Origin of the sequence: Comamonas sp. 17RB, from assembly GCF_030056555.1 — a bacterium.
In the GTDB taxonomy this organism is placed as follows: domain Bacteria; phylum Pseudomonadota; class Gammaproteobacteria; order Burkholderiales; family Burkholderiaceae_C; genus Comamonas; species Comamonas terrigena.
In genome coordinates this window covers 61,258-82,456 of the sequence record NZ_JASHHY010000004.1, presented here as the reverse complement: position 1 = coordinate 82,456, position 21,199 = coordinate 61,258, and the positions used below count along the sequence as shown (strand labels likewise).

Below are 21,199 nucleotides of genomic sequence, written 5' to 3'. Positions count from 1 at the left end.
CCCATGCGCACATTTGCCCTGTACCTGCTGACGGCCCTGGCCGAAATCGTGGGCTGCTACCTGCCCTGGCTGTGGCTGCGCCAGGGGGGCAGCGCCTGGCTGCTGCTGCCGGCGGCTGCCAGCCTGGGCCTGTTTGCCTGGCTGCTCACCTTGCACCCTGACGCCAGTGGACGGGTCTACGCGGCTTACGGCGGGGTGTATGTGACGGCGGCGCTGCTGTGGCTGTGGGCCGTGGACGGCGTGCGGCCCAGCACCTGGGATGTGGTGGGCGGCCTGGTCTGCCTGGGCGGTATGGCCATCATTGCCTTTGGGCCGCGCGGCGCCTGATCCGCGGCATTTGGCACAGGCTGCGCGGCTGTCCTGGGCTGCCGCGCCATGGCCGCGTTCGGGGTGGTTCCGGGGCAGCTGAGCACGATGCGGTGCGTGGCGACCAGGCATGGGGCCAGAAAAGTCCCGCCCAACGAGCAGCGGTGTTGCTTCCGAATCAATAGCTGCTTGTCTTTTCTGTGAAAGGATTAAATGCCTATTTGACTTGAAGTCTGCTGGCGCGTCCCCTGCGGTTGGCCTGCAGCCAAGCGCGGTATCATGCGGGCCTGTTTTCCGCTTCGCACTCTCCCATACCATTTCTCTGCCACTGATCTGACCCGTGCGCCTTAATTCCATCAAGCTTGCTGGCTTCAAATCCTTTGCCGAACCTACCAACTTTCTGCTGCCTGGGCAGCTGGTGGGCGTGGTGGGGCCGAATGGCTGCGGCAAGTCCAACATCATGGATGCGGTGCGCTGGGTGCTGGGGGAGTCCAAGGCCAGTGAGCTGCGTGGCGAGTCCATGCAGGATGTGATTTTCAACGGCACCACCCACCGCAAGCCGGCCAGCCGCTCCAGCGTGGAGCTGGTGTTCGACAACGCCGATCACCGTGCCGGCGGCCAGTGGGGGCAGTACACCGAAATCGCCGTCAAGCGCGTGCTCACGCGTGACGGCAACAGCAGCTATTTCATCAACAACCAGCCGGTGCGTCGCCGCGACGTGCAGGACGTGTTCCTGGGCACCGGTCTTGGTCCGCGTGCCTACGCCATCATTGGCCAGGGCACCATCAGCCGGATCATTGAATCCCGCCCCGAAGAGCTGCGCCTGTTCCTGGAAGAAGCGGCGGGTGTGTCCAAGTACAAGGAACGCCGTCGCGAGACCGAAAACCGCCTGTCCGATACGCGCGAGAACCTGACCCGCGTGGAAGACATTCTGCGCGAGCTGAACGCCAACCTCGAGAAGCTGGAAAAACAGGCCGAAGTGGCCGCCCAGTACAACGCGCTGCAAGGCAGCGTGACGCTCAAGCAGCAGCAGCTGTGGTTCCTCAAGCGTGCCGACGCCGAGGCCGACATGGCCAAGATCCGTACCGAAGGGCTGGAAGCGGTCAACGAGGTGGAATCGCGCATGGCCGAGCTGCGCAACATCGAGGCCGATCTGGAGACCATCCGCCAGGCCCACTATGCGGCCGGCGACACCGTCAACCAGGCCCAGGGCAAGCTGTACGAAGCCACGGCGGAAGTGGGGCGGCTGGAAGCCGAGATCCGCTATGTGGTGGAAGGCCGCCAGCGCGTGGAGCAGCGCCTGCAGCAGCTGGGCGAGCAGATTGCCGCCTGGGGCACACGCAGGGAAGAGGCGGAGATCGAACTGGAAACCCTGGCCGGTCAGGGTATGGATGCCGAAGAGCAGGCCGAGATGCTGGCAGCCCAGCTCGAAGAGCAATCGATGCAGCTGCCCGACCTGGAGGACGCGCACCGCACGGCCCAGACCAAGGCCAACGAGCAACGCCAGCTGGTTACCCAGGTGCAGCAGCAAATCCAGGTGCTGGCCGCCGAGCAGCGCAGCACCAGCGAACAGTCTCGCCAGCTGGAGACCCGGCACGAACGCCTGCGCACCGACCGCAATGCCCTGGCTGCACCGGACGAGACCCGCGTCACCAACCTTCGCCAGCAGTATGAAGAAGCGGCCGAGCTGGCCGAAATGGCCGAAGCCGCGCTGGTGGAGCTGCAGGACAGCGTGCCCCAGCTCGACGATGAGCGCCGCCAGCGCCAACAGGCACTGAACCAGGAAGGCGCCCGCCAGGCCGATCTGGCTGCGCGCATGGAGGCCCTCAAGGCGCTGCAGGAAAAGGTCAAGACCGATGGCAAGCTCCAGCCCTGGTTGGCCAAGCACGGGCTGGACAGCCTGCAGGGACTGTGGAGCCGCCTGCATGTGGAGCCCGGCTGGGAAAACGCGCTGGAAGCGGCTCTGCGTGAACGCATGGGCGCACTGGAAGTGGGGCGCCTGGACATGGTGCGCGGCTTTCTGGGCGCCGGCGGGCACGATGCGCCGCCCGCCCGGCTGGCCTTCTACAACAAGCCATCGGATACCGCTGCGCAGAACGGACAAGGCGCCAACCGCCTGTCGGACCTGCTGCGCATCAGCGATGCCGGTCTGCAGGCCGTGCTGGTGGATTGGCTGACCGGCTGCTACACCGCCCCCACGCTGGACGAGGCGCTGACCCGTCGCGCCAGCCTGCAGCCCGGTGAAACCATTTACGTGCCCACCGGCCACGCCGTGACGGCACACAGTGTGAGTTTTTACGCCCAGGATTCCGAGCAATCCGGTCTGCTGGCCCGGGCGCAGGAAATTGAGCATCTGGAAAAAGAGCTCCGCGCGCAGACACTGATCCACGAAGAATCCCGCATGGCCCTGGCCCGCGCAGAAAGTGCGTATGCCGATGCGTCGCAGCGCCTGGTGACGGCACGGCGCGAAGCGTCGGAGGCCAAGCAAAGCGCGCACGAGTTGCAGGTGGAATCGCTGCGTTTGAGCCAACTGGCCGAGCAGGCGCGTGCCCGCACGGCCCAGCTGGATGCGGACCTGGGGGAAGTGGTGGCCCAGCTCGAAGAGCTGCAGGAGCGCGCCGTGGCGGCCGAGGCCCGGTTTGAAGAGCTGGACATGCAACTGGCCGACAGCCAGGAGCGCCATGCCCAGCTGGACGAACGCGTGATCGAGTGCGAACGCAAAGTGGCCGAATGCCGCGAGCAGCAGCGCACGCTGGAACGCCGTGCGCAGGAAGCCACCTTCAGCCAGCGCAGCGTGGAGGCGCGCAAGGGCGAGTTGCAGCGCACCATGGAAACGGCAATGCAGCAAAGCAAGGCCCTGGCCGAAGAGCGTGAGCGTGCCGTGGCCGAACAAGGGCGCTTGAACGATGCGGCAGCCCAGGGCGGTCTGCAGGATGCATTGAATCTGAAGATGGAGCGCGAGCAGGCCCTGGCTGCCTGCCGCAGCGAATACGATGACCTGACCAACAAGCTGCGAGCCAGCGACGAGCGTCGCACCCAGCTGGAGCGCAGCATGGATCCGTTGCGCCAGCGCATCACGGAATTCCAGCTCAAGGAGCAGGCCGCGCGCCTGGGGGTGGAGCAGTTCGAAGGCCTGTTGACCGAGGCCAATGCCGATCTGGCTGCCGTGGCCCAGTCCATTGCGGAAGGCAATGTGCGCCTGCATGGCCTGCAAGGCGACATCGACCGCCTGCACCGCGAGATCACCGCCCTGGGGGCCGTCAATCTGGCCGCTCTGGAAGAGCTGCAGATCGCCCGGGAACGCAAGACCTTCCTGGACGCGCAGATGGACGACCTGACACGCGCCATGACGACGCTGGAAGACGCGATCAAGAAGATCGATGGCGAAACGCGCGAGCTGCTGTCGGGCACGTTCGACACGGTGAACCGCCACTTCGGCCGCATGTTCCCGGAGCTGTTCGGCGGCGGCAATGCCAAGCTGATCATCACCGGCGACGAAATCCTGGACTCGGGCGTGCAGGTCATGGCCCAGCCGCCGGGCAAGAAGAACCAGACCATCCACCTGCTGTCGGGTGGCGAGAAGGCGCTCACCGCGATTGCGCTGGTGTTCGCCATCTTCCAGCTGAACCCGGCGCCGTTCTGTTTGCTCGACGAGGTGGATGCCCCCCTGGACGATGCGAATACCGAGCGCTATGCCAAACTGGTGGCCAGCATGAGCAAGGGCACCCAGTTCCTGTTCATCAGTCACAACAAGATCGCCATGGAAATGGCGCAACAGCTGATCGGCGTGACCATGCAGGAGCAAGGTGTCTCCCGCATCGTGGCCGTGGACATGGAGTCCGCGCTGTCCATGGCCGAGGCTTGAATACGAAACAGACCCATTCATGAGCACCCTGCAAATCAGTCTGGCCGTCGTGGGCGTCGTCCTGCTCGGCCTGATCGTGGCCTACAACGCATGGAACACCCGCCGCCACGCCCCCAAGCGTGCGGACCGGGACGAACAAGCCCGCCAGGGCGCCGAAGATGCGGCCCGCTTCGAGCCTGCGCTGGACGGTGTGGACGTGACGGATCTGCCCCCCCATATGCGCCCGGCCGCCACCCAGCCGCTGAGCACCCCGCTGCACGATCCGCTGCTGGATGCCATGCCGGACAAGCCGGAATTCGAGGCACCCATCGCTGCGCCGCAGCCGGACAAGGCCGTGGCCCCGGTGGCCCATGGTGCAGGTGTGGAGGAGCCATCTCCGGCACAGACTGCAGCTGCGGCGCCGGTGCACCAGCCATTGCCGGCCGAACGCAAGCTGGCGCTCGATGGCCTGATCGATGCCATCGCGCCCATCCAGATGGAGCAAAGCGTCTCCGGCGAGGCGGCACTGCAGGTGCAGCCCACCACGCGCCGGGCGGGCAGCAAGCCTTTCCGTATCGAAGGCTTCAACGAGGCCACGCGCGACTGGGAAAGCGTGCGTGCCGGCCAGCGCTACAACGCCTTCCAGGCGGGCGTGCAGCTGGCCAACCGCACCGGTGCACTCAACGAGATCGAGTTCTCCGAATTTGCCGCCAAGGCCCAGACCTTTGCCGATGCCCTGAACGGCGCGCTGGAGCTGCCCGACATGCTGCACGAAGTGGGCCGAGCGCGCGAGCTGGACCAGTTCGCCAGCGAGCACGATGCGCAGCTGAGCTTCATGCTGCGCGCCCGTACCGCCGCCTGGAGCCCGGGCTATGTGCGCCAGCATGCCGGTCAGCTGGGCTTTGTGATGACCAATATGCCAGGCCGCATGATGCTGCCGTCGCCGGTGCCCGGCAATTATCCGCTGCTGGTGCTGGCGTTCGACGCCCAGGCTGCCCAGGCCGCCGATCTGGACCGCACTGCCTTCCATGAGGTGATGCTGAGTCTGGACGTACCCCAGGTGCCGCGTACCGAGCAGCCGTTTGCCAGGCTGCGCGAAGTGGCGCAGGCGCTGTGCGAGGCCATGGATGGCGTGCTGTGCGACCAGAACGGCCAGCCGCTGCACCCCCAGGTGCTGGAACCCATTGCCGGCGATCTGGAACTGCTGTACGACCAGCTGGACCAGCGCGAACTGTCGGCCGGCTCCATGCTGGCACGCCGTTTGTTTAATTAAGGCATTTCCCCGGGGTCGCCCGAAGCGGCCTGCTCAGCACGATCGTGCCGCGTGGCGATGCGGGACGAAACGGCAGCGCCATTGCTAGGCGGCTCTTGCGTGCGTCTTTGCCTCTGACGAGGCTGCGTTGCTTGTGCAGGTCTGGCCTGGGCTTTACGCCATCGCTCTTTCGGGCGAGGATGGGGGAGCCCGCATGCCTGCCGCGCGCAGCGTATTGAACCATTGAAGTCTGATGACCGAAAATTTTGACCTTTTTTCGGGTGAAACGCCCAGTGCAAGCGCTACGCCAGCTCCCAAGGCGGTGGTGGCCAAGGTACAGGCGCTGCGTACCCAGTTGCAGCAGTGGGCGCATGAATACTATGTGCAGGATGCACCCACCGTGCCCGATGGCGAGTACGACCGCGTGTTCCAGCAACTGCAGGGCCTGGAAGGGGCGTATCCGCAGCTCATCACCCCGGATTCCCCCACGCAGCGTGTGATCGGTGCCGTGCTCGACGGATTGACGCCGGTGCGCCACGTGGTACCCATGCTGTCCATCCGTACCGAGACCGATACCGAAGCCACAGGCGCCGAAGCCTTTGATGCCCGCATTCGCCGCGAGCTGGAGCTGGGCGACAGCGCGCCGGCGGTGGAATATGTGTGCGAGCCCAAGTTCGACGGCCTGGCCATGAGCCTGCGCTACGAGCAGGGCCGCCTGGTCCATGCCGTTACGCGCGGTGATGGTGAGGTGGGTGAGGAGGTGACGCACAACATCCGCACCATCCGCCAGATTCCGTTGACCTTGCCGACAGGTGCGGGCGGCGTACCGCCGGTGCTGGAGGTGCGCGGCGAGGTGTACATGCGCCGTGCCGACCTGGAAAAGCTCAACGCCCGTCAGGAGGCCGCAGGCGCCAAGCTGTTTGCCAACCCGCGCAACGCGGCGGCCGGTGCCGTGCGCCAGCTTGACAGCAATATCGCCGCCCAGCGTCCGCTGTCCTTCTTTGCCTACGGCATGGGGGATGTCACACCGGTGGCCGAAGGGGGGCCTCAGTTTGGCACCCATTACGCTCTGCTGCAGCAGCTCAAGGCCTGGGGATTCCCGGTGGCGCCGCAGGTGCAGATTGCCCATGGCGCTGCCGAGCTGGTGGCGTTTCATGCCCGCATGGGGGCCGAGCGCGCCACGCTACCGTACGAGATCGATGGTGTGGTCTACAAGGTCAACAGTCTGGCCCAGCAGCGCCAGTTGGGCTTTGTGACGCGCGAGCCGCGCTGGGCCGTGGCCCACAAATACCCGGCCGAAGAGATGCCCACCGTGATGGAAGGCATCGACGTGCAGGTGGGGCGTACCGGCAAGCTCACCCCTGTGGCGCGCCTGGCGCCGGTGGCGGTCGGCGGGGTGGTGGTGACCAATGCCACCTTGCACAATCTGTTTGAGACGCGCAAGAAAGGCGTGCGCGTGGGGGACACCGTGATCGTGCGCCGCGCGGGGGACGTGATTCCCGAGGTCGTCGGCAGGGTGCCCGGTACGCGGGCGGCCTATGTGCCCAATTTCCGTATGCCCGCTGCGTGTCCTATCTGCGGCAGTGCCGTGGTGCGCGAAAAAGGCGAGGCCAACCACCGCTGCACCGGCGGGCTGTTCTGTGCCGCCCAGCGCAAGGAAGCGCTGCTGCATTTTGCCGCCCGCCGTGCCATGGACATTGAAGGTCTGGGCGACAAGCTGGTGGACCAGCTGGTGGATGGCAATGTGGTGCGCACGCTGCCCGATCTGTACAAGCTGGGTTTGACATCACTGGTGGCGCTGGACCGCATGGCCGAAAAGTCAGCGCAGAACGTGTTGGATGCGCTGGAGAAATCCAAGTCCACCACGCTGCCGCGCTTTCTGTTCGGGCTGGGCATCCGCAATGTGGGGGAGGCCACGGCCAAGGATCTGGCGCGGCACTTCGGCCTGCTGGACGCCATCATGGACGCCAGCGTGGAACAGCTGCTGGAAGTGCGTGACGTGGGCCCCATTGTGGCGGACAGCATCCATACCTTTTTTGCGCAGCCCCACAACCGCGAGGTGGTGGAGCAGCTGCGTGCCTGCGGGGTGCACTGGGAAGAGGGCGCACCGGCCGAAAAGCCGGCCCAGATCCTGGCTGGCATGACGGTGGTGCTGACCGGTACCTTGCCCACGCTGACGCGCGATGCTGCCAAGGACATGCTGGAAGCCGCTGGCGCCAAGGTGGCCGGCTCGGTCAGCAAGAAGACCAGCTATGTGGTGGCTGGGGCAGATGCCGGCAGCAAGCTGGCCAAGGCCGAGGAACTGGGTGTGAAGGTCCTGGACGAGGCGGGCATGCTGGCCTTGCTGCAAGGCGGCAACGTGGACGGAGGCGCCTGATGGCACTGAGCCGGCGTACTCCCAAACTGGGCCTGGCGCTGGGCAGTGGCTCGGCCCGTGGCTGGTCGCACATTGGCGTGCTGCGGGCGCTTCGGGATGCGGGCATACAGCCTGATGTGGTCTGTGGCAGCTCCATCGGTGCGCTGGTGGGTGCCGCCTATGCCGGTGGCGAACTGGAGCGCTTTGCTGACTGGGTGCAAGGCCTGGGCATGCGCGATGTGTTCGGCTTCATGGACTTCAATCTGGCCGGAGGCATGCTCAAGGGGGAGAAGCTGATCAGCTTCTGGCGCCGCAATTTCGCCGATTTCGATATCGAGAACTCTCCAATTCCTTTTGGGGCCGTGGCCACCGACCTGCATTCGGGGGCGGAGGTGTGGATGCGCCAGGGCTCGATCGCCGATGCGGTGCGTGCCTCGATCGCGCTGCCCGGCCTTTTCACGCCAGTGCTGCGTGAAGGGCGTTTGCTGGTGGACGGTGGTCTGGTCAATCCGGTGCCCGCATCGCTGGCGCGTGCCATGGGTGCTGACATTGTGATCGCCGTGGATCTGAACGTCGATCTGATGCAACGCCATATGCAGCCGCTGGCGGTACAGGAGGCGCCGCCACCGATTCCATCACCACGCCACCAGCAGGCGGAAGATGGTGACGAAGAGGGGGATGACATGTTGAACAGGACGCCGCCTTACCCTGTGCCACCAGCCGGTGGCACGGCGGTGGAGGAGGTCGGGGCTGCCGTGCCGCCCCATGGCAAGCCCTGGTCAAAGCGCTTGACGTCCTGGATCCCTGGCGTGGGTGCGCCGCCGGCCGTCGCCAACAGCCCGCTGGTGGATGGCATGCGCATTCCGTCGGTGCTGGATGTGGTGATGACCAGCGTCAACATCATGCAGATGCGCATCACGCGCAGCCGTATGGCCGGTGACCCGCCCGAGCTGGTGATTGCCCCGCGTCTGGCGCATCTGGGTCTGCTGGACTTCCACCGCGCCAAGGAGGCGATGGATGCCGGCTATGCCGCAACGCAGGCCGCGCTGCCGGGCTTGGCCCACTGGCTGCGGCAATGAGGCATGAGCAGGGCGTCTAGGGTCCAGCCCTGAGTCGAGGGTTGGGCGCTTGCAGGGCCGCGCACCGCACGGGTGCGCTGGCGGTGCATCAGGCCAGAACCTGGCGACGGGCGCGGACTTGCTGCGTGGCCGCACCGATGGGCTGGCCCGATGCCGGAACGGCGCGCTCCCGTCCCCAGGCCCGGATGCTTTCGATCTGCTCCGGTGCGGTCTTGGACAAGGGCACCACATTGGTGAAGCTGCGGCGGAAAAGCTCCGCCGTCACGACCTCGTCACCGCGCAGGTACGCTTCCTTGACCACCTCGCGCACGGCCGACTCCAGGTCGGAGCCGGCAAAGCCATCGGACAGCTCCACCATTTCGTCCAGCAGCGCCGCAGGGACTTCCTGCCGCAAGCCGCGCTGGGTGTAGATTCCGATGATTTCGCGGCGCTCTGCCGGGGTGGGCAGATCGACAAAGAACAGTTCATCAAACCGGCCCCGGCGCAGCAGTTCCGGTGGCAGCTTGGACACATCGTTGGCGGTGGCCACCACAAAGACGCGGGCCAGGGATTCCTGCAGCCAGTACAGGAACTGGCCGACCAAGCGGGTGGCCGTGCCGCCATCGCCGCTGCCTCCGGCACCTGCCAGGCCCTTTTCAATTTCGTCGATCCACAGCACGCAGGGAGCCACATGGTCGGCGGTGCTCAGCGCATCCTTCAGACGGGTCTCGCTTTGCCCCAGGTACTGCCCATGGATGGTGGACAGATCCAGGCGGTACAGCGGCAGCCCCCAGTTGGCCGCAATGGCCTTGGCGGACAGCGATTTCCCGCAGCCGGGCACCCCCACCAGCAGCACGCCACGAGGTGGCCGGATGCCGCGCTCACGCAGATCCGCGGTGAGCAGGGGCTGTTCCTTGTCCAGCCAGGCTTTCAGGCCTCCCAATCCCCCCACGTTCAGGCTGCTGCTGCGCACATTGACACGCTCGATGCCGGAGATATCGGCAAAGATGCGGTCCTTGGCATGCATCACCTCGACCATGTCGGCCTTGGTGATGCGGCCATTGGCCAGCAAGGTCGCAATGATGTTCTCCGCTTCGATGCGCGACACCCCCGCGAGTGCGGCGGCGGCACGGCGCTCGTCGGCATCGTCCCATTCGATGGGGAAATGCTCCCGGTAGGCGTTGAGGTTGTCGCGAATGATGCCGAGCATCTCGTCTTCGGTGGGGGCGGAGAGCACGAGCGACATGCCTGCGCGCTGCAACTGGCCCCAGACCGGCTTGGTGGTGATCACGATGACCGAACCGCTGTTCTCGGCCGCCAGCATCACGACATCCAGCAGGTGGCGCGCCGCCGGCGTGTCGTCTTCAATGTCCGAGACTTCGGTCAGGGTCGCGGTGAGATTCTGGCGCTGGGCGAACTGCTGGCTGGCGAAGTCCACGGCACCCGTCACGGAGCGGTCGTCGTTGACGGAGCGGTTGCTGCCTAGCTCGCGCGTCCCCTGGGACAGCGTGTGCACATAGATCGGAGCCTGCAGCGTGGAGCCTACGTCGCGCAGTAGTTCCAGGACCCGGCTGCGCTCGGCGCTGCGGATGGAGATGAAGGGGATGCGTGCCTTGAGATAACGCGTCAGCGTGGCTTTGAATTCAGCGGTGTCGCTCATGGAAGCAATGGTCAGTTCAGGATGTTGCGCCTGCGGGGCGCAGCCGCTGTGGCAGGGGACAGGGAGGCTGCTGCCGGCGGCGCGGTATGAAGGGGGCTGGAGGACGCAGGGGTGCGGTCATAGCCTGTCAACGGGTTGTTGCGCAACAGGGTGGCCAGTTGTCCGCTGCGGTCGGCCTTGGCCGTGTCTTCCAGCGATTTCTGTGCGCGCTCGGCAAATCTGAGGATTTCGCCTTGCAGGTGCTGCTGCGTGGCCGCGGGCAGTACCGGCAGTTGGCACAGCCGGTGGACAAAACCCAGTTGCACGCGCCCCTGGAGCACGGCGCGCACGATCAGGGTTTCCTGCGCCCCCAGCCGCAGATCGCGTGCCAACCGGTCGGAGCAGCGTTGCAGCCGGCGCTGGACTTCTTCGCTGATGCGTTTGCCCAGCATGGGGGCCACCCCCGCAGTCCACTCCAGCTGGCCGTTCTCAAGCTGCTGCAGGCAGGCTGCGTCGTTGTCCTCTTGGGCCAGGGCGTCCAGGCACTGGCTCCATTGGGCGTAGGACTGTGGGGCATCGCCGCCTGCAGCAGATTCTGCTGCAGACGATGTCGTATCAGCAGGGCGGGAAAACCAGCCTCGTATCACTTGACGCGGCGCACAAAGGGCGAACCCGGCAGGAGATCCCAGTCAGGCAGCGCTCCTGCCAGCGCATCGCGGTCGGGTGGTAGTTCGGCCTGGGGCGCTGCTGGTGCGGGCTGCGCGAAAGGTACCGCCACGGGGGGGCTGGAGGCGTCCGGCGTTGCGGGCACCACGGTGGAAAAGAGGTCTCTGGGCATAGGGAATCCTGGTGTGATTAGGCGGACATGACGCGGCGCACGTTGTCGTGACCGGACAGCAGGTGCTGCGCGGGGCTGATGCTTTCCAGCAGGGCTGTCACATTCGCAGAAACGCCATCGCGCTGTGCCAGGTCGCGGCGCAGTTCCACGGTCTCTGCCATGCAGGCGCGCAATGCCTGTGCCGATTGGGTTTTCAGGCGCGCGAAATCATCGCGGATCTTGATGCGCAGCTTCTGCACGGTGCGGTGGCCCAGATAGGCCCAGCCCAGTGCGGCCAGCCCCAGCACCAGCGAAACCATACCGTAGGACACGCTCATCAGTACCAGAACGGCACCGATGGCAACGGCGCCCCAGTGCTTGAGTCCCAGCTTGGCGCCTGCCAGCGCCTCGGCTTCGCGTTGGTCCAGATGCGAGGCCAGGCTGGCCAGCAGCTCGGCCTCGTTTTCTCCGGCACTGGTCTGGCCACTCCAGTCTTCCAGCTGCAGATCGATGCGTTGCGGGACCTTTTGCCGTGCCTTGGCGGTCACATCGCTGTGGGCATCCAGAATCCAGTCGCGCGAATGTGCAATCGCAAAGCGCTGCGTGGCCCGCGTGACATGCGAGGTTTCGGGGTGCATGGCGGCATTGGTCAGCAGCTGGGTAAAGTCCACCTGGGTGTCCAGCGTTTTGCTTTGCAGGTCGTAACGGCTCTGGGCGGCACGCTTGTCGCCGCTTTCTTCAATGATCAGCCGGCACAGCTCTTCCTGGCGACGCAGTGGCAGTTCCTCATCGTCAAAGCGGGTGACCAGCTTAGTCAGCAGATCGTCCACGGCCACCAGCACGCTGCTGGCGGGCTTGATCTCACCTTGAAAGACCTGTTCGAAATGCTGCAGCACCGCCGATTGCATGGAGGCTTCGTTGAGCGAAGTGCCCAGCGCACCCCAGGTAGGGCTGAAGCGCGACAGATGGGGATAGTCGTCCGCATGGTCTGCATGGGGGGTCTTGGAGCGCAAGGCGTCGCTCCACTGGCTGCGCTGCGCCTCGGCAAATCCCGCCTGCTGCGACAGTTCTTCGATCCAGGCGGTGATGCGCTTGGAGCACAGCTGTGTGGTGTCCGCATTGAAGACGCCATTGGCCATGGCATCGACCATCACCACGGTCTGGCGGTCGAGCTGGTGTGGATTCTGGAGTCCGAAGTAGCGGTCCAGCCAGGTCCGATTGGCCTCGCTGCGGCCGGCACGGCGGGAGATCAGGGCAAAGAACAGCGAGGTCTTTTCGTCGTCACGGCGCACCGCTTCGGCCAGCGCGCGCTGGGCCAGGTCGCGGTTGTCTCCCAGCCAGGCGGCCAAGGCCACCAGGGCCGGAGCCAGCCAGTAGCGGGGGGTGGAGAGCATCAGCTCTTCCGTCGCGCCGCGGATGGTTTCCTGGCGGACCAACTGAATGTCCGAAGCCTGCAGGATGCCGGTGGCCTGGCGGCGCACCACGGCGTTCTGCCCGAAGGTGTTTTCGATTTCCTGGCGGATCTTCACCTGGCGGGTTTCGGCCAGCGACAGCTCCTTGGCCTTGAGGTCGGCTTCGACGAAGTCTGCAAAAGCCTGCTCCAGGCGCGACAGTTCGGCACGGGTCTGCGACAGGTCGTGGCCGACGTTGTCCACCTGGTTGGAGACCGTGCCGATATCGCTTTGCAGGGAGCGAAGCGACCCGAGAATCAAGGACAGGTCTGCAACCTGGATGATGCGTTCAGAACTCATAGGGCAAGCAGGAGGAGGTCAAAGGTCAATGAGCGCGGTCTGCCCGGACGAGCTGACCGCGATAAGGCGGGATCCATACACTTCAATGAAGGCGTAAGCCGGGTGCTGGGCCAGGCTGCGCGCCCGCTCCAGCGTAGCGGGCAGGCTTTCATGGGTCTTGTAGTGCTGGATGATGCTGCCGCTGCAGTCCAGGGTATGCACTTCATAGGGTGCGCCCAGATAGCAGCGGGACACGATGCCAAATGGCAGTGCATCGATCGACACATCGGGCAATTCATTGCGGATGGCATTGATCAAGGCTTGGGTGGCGGCTGGGCTGTGCACATGGCCGCCGGCATCGAGTTGCGTCACGGCCTGCACATAGGCCGAGGAACGCTTTTGCCGCAAGCGGGCCTGCAGCGCGGCGCCATTCAGGGGAGTCTGGAGCGGGGTGGTGGTGGACAGCTCCAGCGGGGTCTGGGAGGCTGCCGGGCGAAGTCCGAGCAGTGAACGGGCCATTGGGCAAACATCAGCCGTGCCAACAGCGGCACGACCTGGTTTGTAACATAACGTGCTTGCCGAATCGTGTCGAAACGGGGTTTTCAGGCGTTTTCTTCCAGGTCTGGAGATGATGGGCGTCTGCAGCAGCCGTTGCATTTGTCTGTCTTGGCAGCGCGTGCAACCGGGGGCACGTATCACGTATTTGACCTGCAAGAGTTATGAATCGCCTGCGCCCTGCTCAGCTGTGCCTTGTGAGGCGCTCTTCGCGGTAAAGAGGCGACGGATGCTGGCTGCGTCTCAGCCCAGGCAGTGTCGCCGGGACCGCCCAGCTGGCCGCGTAGGTGATGCCAAGGTCCGGGTGGTGCAGATGACGCAGATGGTTGGTGTGTTGCTTTAAATTGAACGCTTGTTCTATTTTTTGGGATTGCCAGTCACTGCCGCGCCATACAGGCGACATGGTGTTATGTCAACAAAAGGTAAAAATTTCCTACGAAACAAAATAGTGCACTTTAAACATTTATAATCTTCGGGAATACTAATTTTGTCGGATATATTCAGATTTAAAATGAATAATATTATTCGATAGATGCTGGATTAATGTTTCATATTTGCATGTGAAATGAGATATTAATTCGAGCATCTGCAAGAGAGGGTAATGAATAATATTTTCAAAGCAACGGGAGCTGTGTGGAAAGCACTGTTTCTGCGTGAATCCATAGTGCGCATGTTTGGCTCACGCATGGCTTGGGTATGGCTGGTGCTGGAGCCGGTGGCCAATGTGCTGTGGCTCATTCTCATATTCACAGTCATCAGGGTGCGCCATGTTGGCGGCATTGAAACCCCTTTATGGATTGCCAGTGGAATGCTGGTTTTCATGACATTTCGGCGCACCGTGTCACAGGTGCAGAACGGGGTGGATGCGAACAGCTCACTCTTTGCCTACCGTCAGGTGCGGCCTGCTGATGTGGTGCTGGTGCGTTCCGTGGTTGAGGGTGTCACCATGCTGTTGATCAGCGCCACGGTATTTGCTGCGGGTGCCGTGATGGGGTGGATGGACTGGCCCGCCAGCGGTTGGAATGTATTGGAAGCCTTTACGCTGGCTTGGCTGTGTGCCTTGGGCTTGGGCATGATCTTTGGGGTGCTCATCAAACTGGTGCCTGAGACCGAGCGCATCATCAACTTCATCATGATGCCGTTGATGATGGTTTCCGGCGTGGTCTTCCCCCTTTCGCTGGTTCAGCCCCCTTATCTGGATTGGTTGTTGTTGAACCCGATCGCGCATGCGATTGAGGCATCCCGCGTGGGCTTTGCACCTTATTACCACTCAGTTGCCGGTTTGGATCTGGTGTATGCCTATCAGTGTGCGCTGGCGTTGTTGTTTCTGGGGTTGGCGTTGTTTCGGCGCTTCAATCAACGCTTGGTGATGCAGTAAATGATTGAAGTCATCGATATCCATAAACGTTATTACACAGACCATGGAATGGGGCCCTGGGTGCTCCAGGGTGTCAATCTGTGCATTCCCAATGGGCTCAGCGTTGGCTTGGTTGGCGGCAACGGGGCTGGTAAATCCACCTTGTTGCGCATCATTGGTGGGGTGGACTATCCCTCCAAGGGTGCAGTGCGACGGCACTGCAAGGTTTCCTGGCCGATGGGGTTTGGTGGGGGTTTGCAAGGCAGCATGACAGGCCGGCAGAACACCAAGTTTGTGGCTCGCATCCACGGCATGGAGCATGACATTCCCCGCATTCTGTCCCAGGTACAACAGTTTGCCGAAATCGGTTCAGCATTTGATGAACCCATCAAAACCTATTCTTCAGGCATGAAATCGCGTCTGCAATTCGGTTTATCGCTGGCGTTCGATTTTGATGTCTATATTTCCGATGAAATTACTGCTGCAGGGGACAGGTCTTTTCAGGCCAAGGCCTCCAAGGCATTCAAGGACAAGGTAGGCAAGGCCAGCGTCATCATGGTTTCGCACAGCGAGGCGACGTTGAAAGATTTTTGCCAGGCGGGCGTGTGGTTGCACCGCGGGCAAGCCCATTGGTTTGATCAGATTGACGACGCCTTGCGCGCCTACCACGACAGCACTTCCGTTTCCACTTCATGAATATCGCCTCTACTTTGCGCGGCCCGGTTCAACAATGGCTGCGCCGCTCCCCCTTGCGTTCACTTACTGCAGCAGCGTGTGTCTGTACGGCTGTTTACTGGCTGGGCATTGCCTCGGATCGCTATGTATCCGAGTCGCGTCTCATCATTCAGAGCACCAACCTCCACAGCGGCACGGCGATTGATCTAGGGAGCCTGATCTCTGGTTCAACAGGGAGCAACCGTGCGGATCAGCTGCTGCTGCGTGAGCACCTGCGATCACCCGACATGGCCGAAAAGCTGGACACCGCCTTGCAACTGCGTGAGCACTTTGGATCACAAGGTGACTGGTTCTCTCGCATGTGGCAGGGTGCTGAAGCCAGCCGTGAAAATTTCTATGCCTACTACCTGCGCCGTGTGCAGGTGGAATACGACGAGTTTGCGGGAGTGCTGGTCGTCAAATCGCAAGCCTATGAACCAGAAAAGGCGCAGCAGATTTCGCAAATGCTGGTGCAAGAGGGTGAACGGTTCATGAACCACATGGCGCATGCGATCGCCCAGGACCAAGTCACTTTTCTGGAAGGGCAGGTGCAAGCTCTAAACAGCAAGGTACTGGCTTCGCGCCGTGCATTGCTGGAGTTTCAGGACAAAAAGGGAATGATTTCTCCCGAGGCCGCGGCCCAGGTGATTGCTGCCATCGTGGCTAACTTGCAGGGGCAAATGGTGGATTTGCAGGCGCAGCGCGCTGCCATGCAAGCCTATCTGGTTGCGGACCATCCCAACATCGTTTTGCTGAATCAGCGCATTGACGCTTTGGAAAAGCAGATCGCGCAGGAGCAAGCCAAGCTGGCCGCCCCGGGTGGCAAAACGTTGAATCGTACGGCAGAAGCCTTTGCGCAATTGGAGCTGCAGTCCAAGTTTGACCTGGACATGTACAAGACTGCGCTGACTGCGCTGGAGCAAGGGCGTCTTGAAGCCACGCGTACGCTGAAAAAAGTCTCTGTGCTACAGCAACCCAATCTGCCCCAAGAAGCTAAGGAGCCGCGGCGCCTGTACACCACCAGTATCTGGGTGGTCACCATCATGTTGTTGGCCGGCTTGGCGCACCTGTTGCTTGCCATCGTTCGTGACCATCGCGATTGAAGTTGCCTGCCAAACAGGATGTGGCATTGGCATAACAGGACAGATATCTTTGGCAGATACACCGAAACTTCAAGGCAAAACTTTCAATAGCTATTGAATTAATCGCTTGCAGTGAAATACCTGCAAGCATTTCTCATTTATAGACCCACAAAATGATGACGGATCCGACGCTCGCAACTCTGCATTTGAAAGCATTCAACGCACCTCATCTCACAGGCCGCCGTGCTCTGCGCCCTGGCACCATGCTGGTACTGCTGGCACTGGCTATGTGGCAGCCCGCAGCGCGGGCGCAATATGATCTCAACAGCACCCTGGGGCTTGGTGCAGGCGCCAACAACAATGCGACGACCACCAGTTCGGGCAACGGTTCGTACGTCAACGGTGGTGTTACCAGCTCTGCCTATCCCGCGTCCACTGCGGTGCTTCCGCCCGTGGCACCCAGTGGGGCTTTCACCGCGCCTGGAAGCAGCCTTTACCCATCCCAAACGCAGAAGGCGGGTGGAAACACCGTTTCTCCAAATCGGGCGGTGGGGCAAGTACCAGGTTCGCAGGGCCTGCCTGTGCAAACCCAGGACCAGATCAACAACCAGTCCAGCGATGTGTTTGGCGCCCAATTGTTCACAGGGGCCTTCAGCCAACCCGGTGCGACGCAATTCAATCCCGACTACGCGATTGCGATTGGCGATCAGATTGAGGTGCGCTTGTGGGGTGCGTTTGCGTATGAGCAATCACTGACCGTAGACCCGCGCGGCAATATCTTCCTGCCGCACGCAGGTCCCGTGCAGGTATTGGGTGTGCGTAACCGTGAACTGGAGGCCGCAGTGCAGGCTGCCGTGCGTCGTACTTTCCGTAATAACGTGAGCAGTTACGCCAGCCTGGCTGCGGCTCAGCCGGTGCGCGTGTTTGTCGGCGGCAATGTCAATCGCCCCGGTCTCTACAGCGGCACCAGCATGGACAGCGTGTTGCGCTATCTGGACATGGCCGGCGGCGTGGACCCGGAGCGCGGCAGCTATCTGCAGGTGCAGGTCAAGCGAGGTGAAGTCACCAAGGCCACCGTCAATCTGTATGACTTTTTGCTGCACGGATCCATGCCGATGGTGCAATTGGCCGATGGTGATGTCATCTTTGTTCCGCCATATGCCCGGCGTGTCAGTGTCAAGGGGTTGGTGGCAAATGCCAAGCGTTTTGAATTTCTAAGCGGGCAACAAACCGTCGCCCAGTTAATGCAGGTGGCCAAGCCCTTGTCTATTGCCACCCATGTGCGGGTGGTGCGCAATACCGGCAGCGTGCGCAACGCCGAGTATTACCCTCTGAGCGAAGCCAACTCTGTGGCACTTGCCGACGGGGATGAGCTGGAATTCACGGCAGACAAAAAGCCCGGCACCATCACTGTGCGCGTGGAGGGGGAGCACAACAGTGCCCAAGAATATGTGCTGCCCTACGGCACCCCCATGGGTACTTTACTGGAACAGATTCAGCAAAGCACCAACTCAGACATGGCCAGCGTGCAACTGTTCCGAGAAAGCGTGAAGCTGCGGCAGAAAGAAATGTTGCTGACCAGCCTGCACAACCTGGAAATGAGCTTGCTGACCGCCCGCAGCGGCAGCAGCGACGAAGCCAAGTTGCGCAAAGATGAGGCCGATCTGACCCTGCAGTGGGTGCAGCGTGCCAAGCAGATTGAGCCTACGGGCCAAGTACAGATTGCCAAGGCCAGTCAACTGAGCGGCATGCTGCTGGAAAACGGTGACGTCATCCGCATTCCGCGCAGGGATGACCTGGTGCTAGTGAGCGGAGAAGTTTTATTCCCCAATGCCGTTGCCTATGAAACCAAGTTGAGCCTGGAGGGCTACATCCAGCGCGCCGGTGGTTTTACACAAATGGCCGATAACGCCCGCGTGGTGGTGGCCCGTCGTGATGGGTCGTTTGACCAGGTCAACCCCAAACAGCTGTTTGCCAATACCGATATTCATGCGGGTGACCAGATTCTGGTGCTGCCCAAGGTAGATGAGAAAAAACGCCAGTTCTGGAAAGACATGACACAAATCATGTACCAGATTGCTGTGAGTGCGAAAGTTGTTTTTGGGCTTTAATTTATGAAGAAATATTACATAGCTGATCCATTTCCATATATTAATCATGGAATTACCAATTACGTTGAATCTTCAATTAAAATTCTTAATGACTATGGCGTTGATGTATCGGCATTTAAGAATAAATCTAATAGATTTAATAAAGAGTCTTTTGCAAAAGATATATTGACAGAATGTCAAGGTGCGATAGTTGAGATTCCAGATACGCACGGAATGTTTTCCTCCGGGAGTGATGGAGTTGATTTGCATGTTCGGTTGCATGCACCAATTCTGAGGCTAGAGTCTCTTAACCAAAGAAATTTAAGTAAAGAACGGTTCTCAAGAGAGCTTGCCACAATTAATAATGCAAAATTTATATCTAGCCCGACTTTTTCTAATTTCTCTGCATACAAAAATTATGGGCTTGGAGAGAAAGATAATATTGAAATATTTCCTAACCCTCTCTTTTTTGATAACAGTATACAAGCAATAGAGAAAGATATCGATCTTGTATTTGTTTGCCGTTTCGAGAGATTGAAGGGGATCGATTTATTCGCTCAATTGCTTTGTCATCTACCAAATGATATAAAGGTAGTAGTTATCGGTGTAAAGGAAGAGAATTTTTCTTATTTTTCAAATTTTAATTTCTCGTGTCAATTGGAATTGGTTGGATGGATTTCAAACAATGAGAAAAATGAATATATAGCACGATCTAAGATTTGCTTAATGCTTTCGCGCTTTGAAAGCTTTAGTATGGTTGTGGCTGAAGGGTTGTTGCACGGGTGTCATGTGGTGACATGGAATATTGCTGGAGCCGCAGAGGCTTTCGCAGAAGCGCCCGTAAAATTTGTTAAGCCGTTCGATGTGAGACTTCTCGCTGCAAGCGTGTTGGATCTTTTGGATTCAGATTATCCCTGTAGAGATAATATTATTGAGTTTGTAAATAATAATAATAATAAATATGTAAATGGAGTCAAGAATATCATTGCAAACTCAAGTGATAGAAAGATTTTTATCTCAAATGAAATAATTCCTTCAAATTACATTCCTTTAGAGAAAAATATTCGTAAAGTAGTTGAGCAAGTTACTCTTCACTACCAAGAAAGAAGAAATTTCACCGTTGCAGGACTTTGCATGAACAGTGAATCAGCTGAAAACATGTGGGGTAGCTTATTTGATGGTCGGCTATTTTCTGACTATTCTATTTTTTCAAGAAAGCCGCTTGGTACTTATTATAAAAAAGGTTTTTCTAGAAAATTCAAAATCAATCCCGATAAATATAAAGTAATCGATTGGTATAAATTTCCAGATGAGTTGGCTAATGAATTGGCTGATAAGTCTTTCGATACCCTGTTAGTTTTTAATGGGAATACAAAGCAGTATAGAAATTTAATTTCTCGTGTTTATGACAAGGTAAATAATACACCTGTATTCACCGAGCTTGGCTGGTTTCCTCAAAATGACCATATATATTTCGATATTGCGGGGGCTAATGCTCGAAGCTCATTACGAAATTTTTCTTTTGAGGAATTGATTGGTCGGCTAGATGAAGAAAAAATTTGTTCTCAGAATTTTAAAAATTCGGGACAAGTGCTTCTTGCATTGCAATTGCCTGGCGATACCACTTTGATGAAAGAGTCCTTTCCTCTTGCTTTATCGAATCAGGACTTTATCAAGCATATTCGCACCTCATTGTCTGAAGAGATAAAAATAGTCATTAGAAAACATCCAATGGATGCTTCTGAATATTCTCTCGACAAAATGAGAAATATTTATTTTTCCGATGAAGAAAATTTTTCAGATGATTTATCGAAATCGGATTCGTTGATTGCCGTAAACTCGACAGTTGTTTTGGAAGCCTTAGATTATGATGTAAATATTTATACTTTTGGGTTTGGTGTTTTTTCTGGAAAGAATATAACTATAGATTGCCATAAGGGAAATCTATCTGAGTTATGGCTGGATGCTATATCTTTTGATGTAACTAGAAGAAAAAAGTTTATCCAATATCTTAATAGTAGACAGCTTAATGTCGTTGAATTTTTTGAAAAAGGATTTTCTAAAGAGTTCTCGGAGGCATTATATCCAATATTTTTGTCTATTATTAAAAATGAATCTGAAAAGAAATTAGGTGTCAAAGGAGGAAAGCCATGGGGGTATATAAATAAAATACCGTTAAAAAAGCCATTGAGCATTGAGGAGAGGCTTAAATTTCTCGAGAAAGAAATCGGTATTTTAAAGAAATACAGTGTATCTTATAATATACCGAGAAGTATAAAATACGACACAAAATCCGCATCAAAGAAAAATTGGAAAAGAAAAATAAGAAAGCTATTTAATAACCCGACTTTGTTCTTTAGAGATTATTTCGATAAGCGGATGAGGTAATCCTTATAAAA

At 59.3% G+C, this 21,199-nt stretch carries 15 protein-coding genes; 10 read left to right on the top strand and 5 right to left on the bottom strand.

The annotated features are described in order from the left end of the window. Nucleotides 1–3: 3 nt before the first annotated feature. From QM470_RS08630 to QM470_RS08610, 5 genes are all read left to right on the top strand, one after another. Nucleotides 4–327 carry a YnfA family protein gene (locus tag QM470_RS08630; RefSeq protein WP_279998875.1) on the top strand — a complete coding sequence of 108 codons (324 nt, stop codon included), beginning with the start codon at nt 4–6 and terminating at the stop codon, nt 325–327. Between the two features lie 319 nt (nt 328–646). Further along, complete coding sequence (gene smc / locus QM470_RS08625; RefSeq protein WP_283338943.1) at nt 647–4,171, top strand: chromosome segregation protein SMC; 3,525 nt, start codon at nt 647–649, stop codon at nt 4,169–4,171. A gap of 19 nt (nt 4,172–4,190) precedes the next feature. Next, entirely contained in the window at nt 4,191–5,423 is a 1,233-nt protein-coding gene (locus QM470_RS08620) for a cell division protein ZipA C-terminal FtsZ-binding domain-containing protein (RefSeq protein WP_283338942.1), read from the top strand. Nucleotides 5,424–5,655: 232 nt separating this feature from the next. After that, nucleotides 5,656–7,779, top strand: coding sequence for an NAD-dependent DNA ligase LigA (ligA, locus tag QM470_RS08615; RefSeq protein WP_283338941.1), 2,124 nt, complete (start codon nt 5,656–5,658; stop codon nt 7,777–7,779). Continuing rightward, a complete protein-coding gene (locus QM470_RS08610) occupies nt 7,779–8,837 on the top strand; it encodes a patatin-like phospholipase family protein (protein WP_283338940.1) in 1,059 nt (352 codons plus the stop codon). The genes ligA and QM470_RS08610 overlap by 1 nt, the downstream gene beginning before the upstream one ends. A gap of 88 nt (nt 8,838–8,925) precedes the next feature. Here QM470_RS08610 and QM470_RS08605 read toward each other — a convergent pair whose 3' ends face one another. The 5 genes from QM470_RS08605 to QM470_RS08585 are packed head-to-tail and all read right to left on the bottom strand — an operon-like array spanning nt 8,926 to nt 13,521. Continuing rightward, complete coding sequence (locus QM470_RS08605; RefSeq protein WP_279998870.1) at nt 8,926–10,476, bottom strand: AAA family ATPase; 1,551 nt, start codon at nt 10,474–10,476, stop codon at nt 8,926–8,928. 11 nt (nt 10,477–10,487) lie between these two features. Next, complete coding sequence (locus QM470_RS08600; protein ID WP_283338939.1) at nt 10,488–11,102, bottom strand: hypothetical protein; 615 nt, start codon at nt 11,100–11,102, stop codon at nt 10,488–10,490. After that, nucleotides 11,099–11,293: a hypothetical protein gene (locus QM470_RS08595; protein ID WP_283338938.1), complete on the bottom strand. Its 195-nt coding sequence runs from the start codon at nt 11,291–11,293 to the stop codon at nt 11,099–11,101. The genes QM470_RS08600 and QM470_RS08595 overlap by 4 nt, the downstream gene beginning before the upstream one ends. A 17-nt stretch (nt 11,294–11,310) precedes the next feature. Beyond that, nucleotides 11,311–13,023 carry a hypothetical protein gene (locus tag QM470_RS08590; RefSeq protein ID WP_283338937.1) on the bottom strand — a complete coding sequence of 571 codons (1,713 nt, stop codon included), beginning with the start codon at nt 13,021–13,023 and terminating at the stop codon, nt 11,311–11,313. An 18-nt stretch (nt 13,024–13,041) separates the two neighbouring features. After that, the gene (locus tag QM470_RS08585; RefSeq protein WP_283338935.1) at nt 13,042–13,521 is read right to left on the bottom strand and encodes a hypothetical protein; all 480 of its coding nucleotides are present in this window, start codon (nt 13,519–13,521) and stop codon (nt 13,042–13,044) included. A 637-nt stretch (nt 13,522–14,158) separates the two neighbouring features. Here QM470_RS08585 and QM470_RS08580 point away from each other — a divergent pair. The 5 genes from QM470_RS08580 to QM470_RS08560 all read left to right on the top strand — a co-directional run bounded on the left by QM470_RS08580 (nt 14,159) and on the right by QM470_RS08560 (nt 21,188). Further along, complete coding sequence (locus tag QM470_RS08580; protein ID WP_283338934.1) at nt 14,159–14,935, top strand: ABC transporter permease; 777 nt, start codon at nt 14,159–14,161, stop codon at nt 14,933–14,935. Then, nucleotides 14,936–15,610, top strand: coding sequence for an ABC transporter ATP-binding protein (locus tag QM470_RS08575; protein WP_283338933.1), 675 nt, complete (start codon nt 14,936–14,938; stop codon nt 15,608–15,610). It abuts the gene before it with no gap. Continuing rightward, nucleotides 15,607–16,731: a KpsE/RkpR family capsule polysaccharide export protein gene (locus QM470_RS08570; protein WP_283338932.1), complete on the top strand. Its 1,125-nt coding sequence runs from the start codon at nt 15,607–15,609 to the stop codon at nt 16,729–16,731. Before QM470_RS08575 ends, QM470_RS08570 begins: the two co-directional genes overlap by 4 nt. Nucleotides 16,732–16,883: 152 nt before the next feature. After that, complete coding sequence (locus QM470_RS08565; protein WP_283338931.1) at nt 16,884–18,821, top strand: polysaccharide biosynthesis/export family protein; 1,938 nt, start codon at nt 16,884–16,886, stop codon at nt 18,819–18,821. A 3-nt stretch (nt 18,822–18,824) separates the two neighbouring features. Next, on the top strand, nt 18,825–21,188 hold the full coding sequence (locus tag QM470_RS08560; RefSeq protein WP_283338929.1) for a glycosyltransferase: 2,364 nt from the start codon (nt 18,825–18,827) through the stop codon (nt 21,186–21,188). The last annotated feature ends 11 nt before the right edge of the window (nt 21,189–21,199 follow it).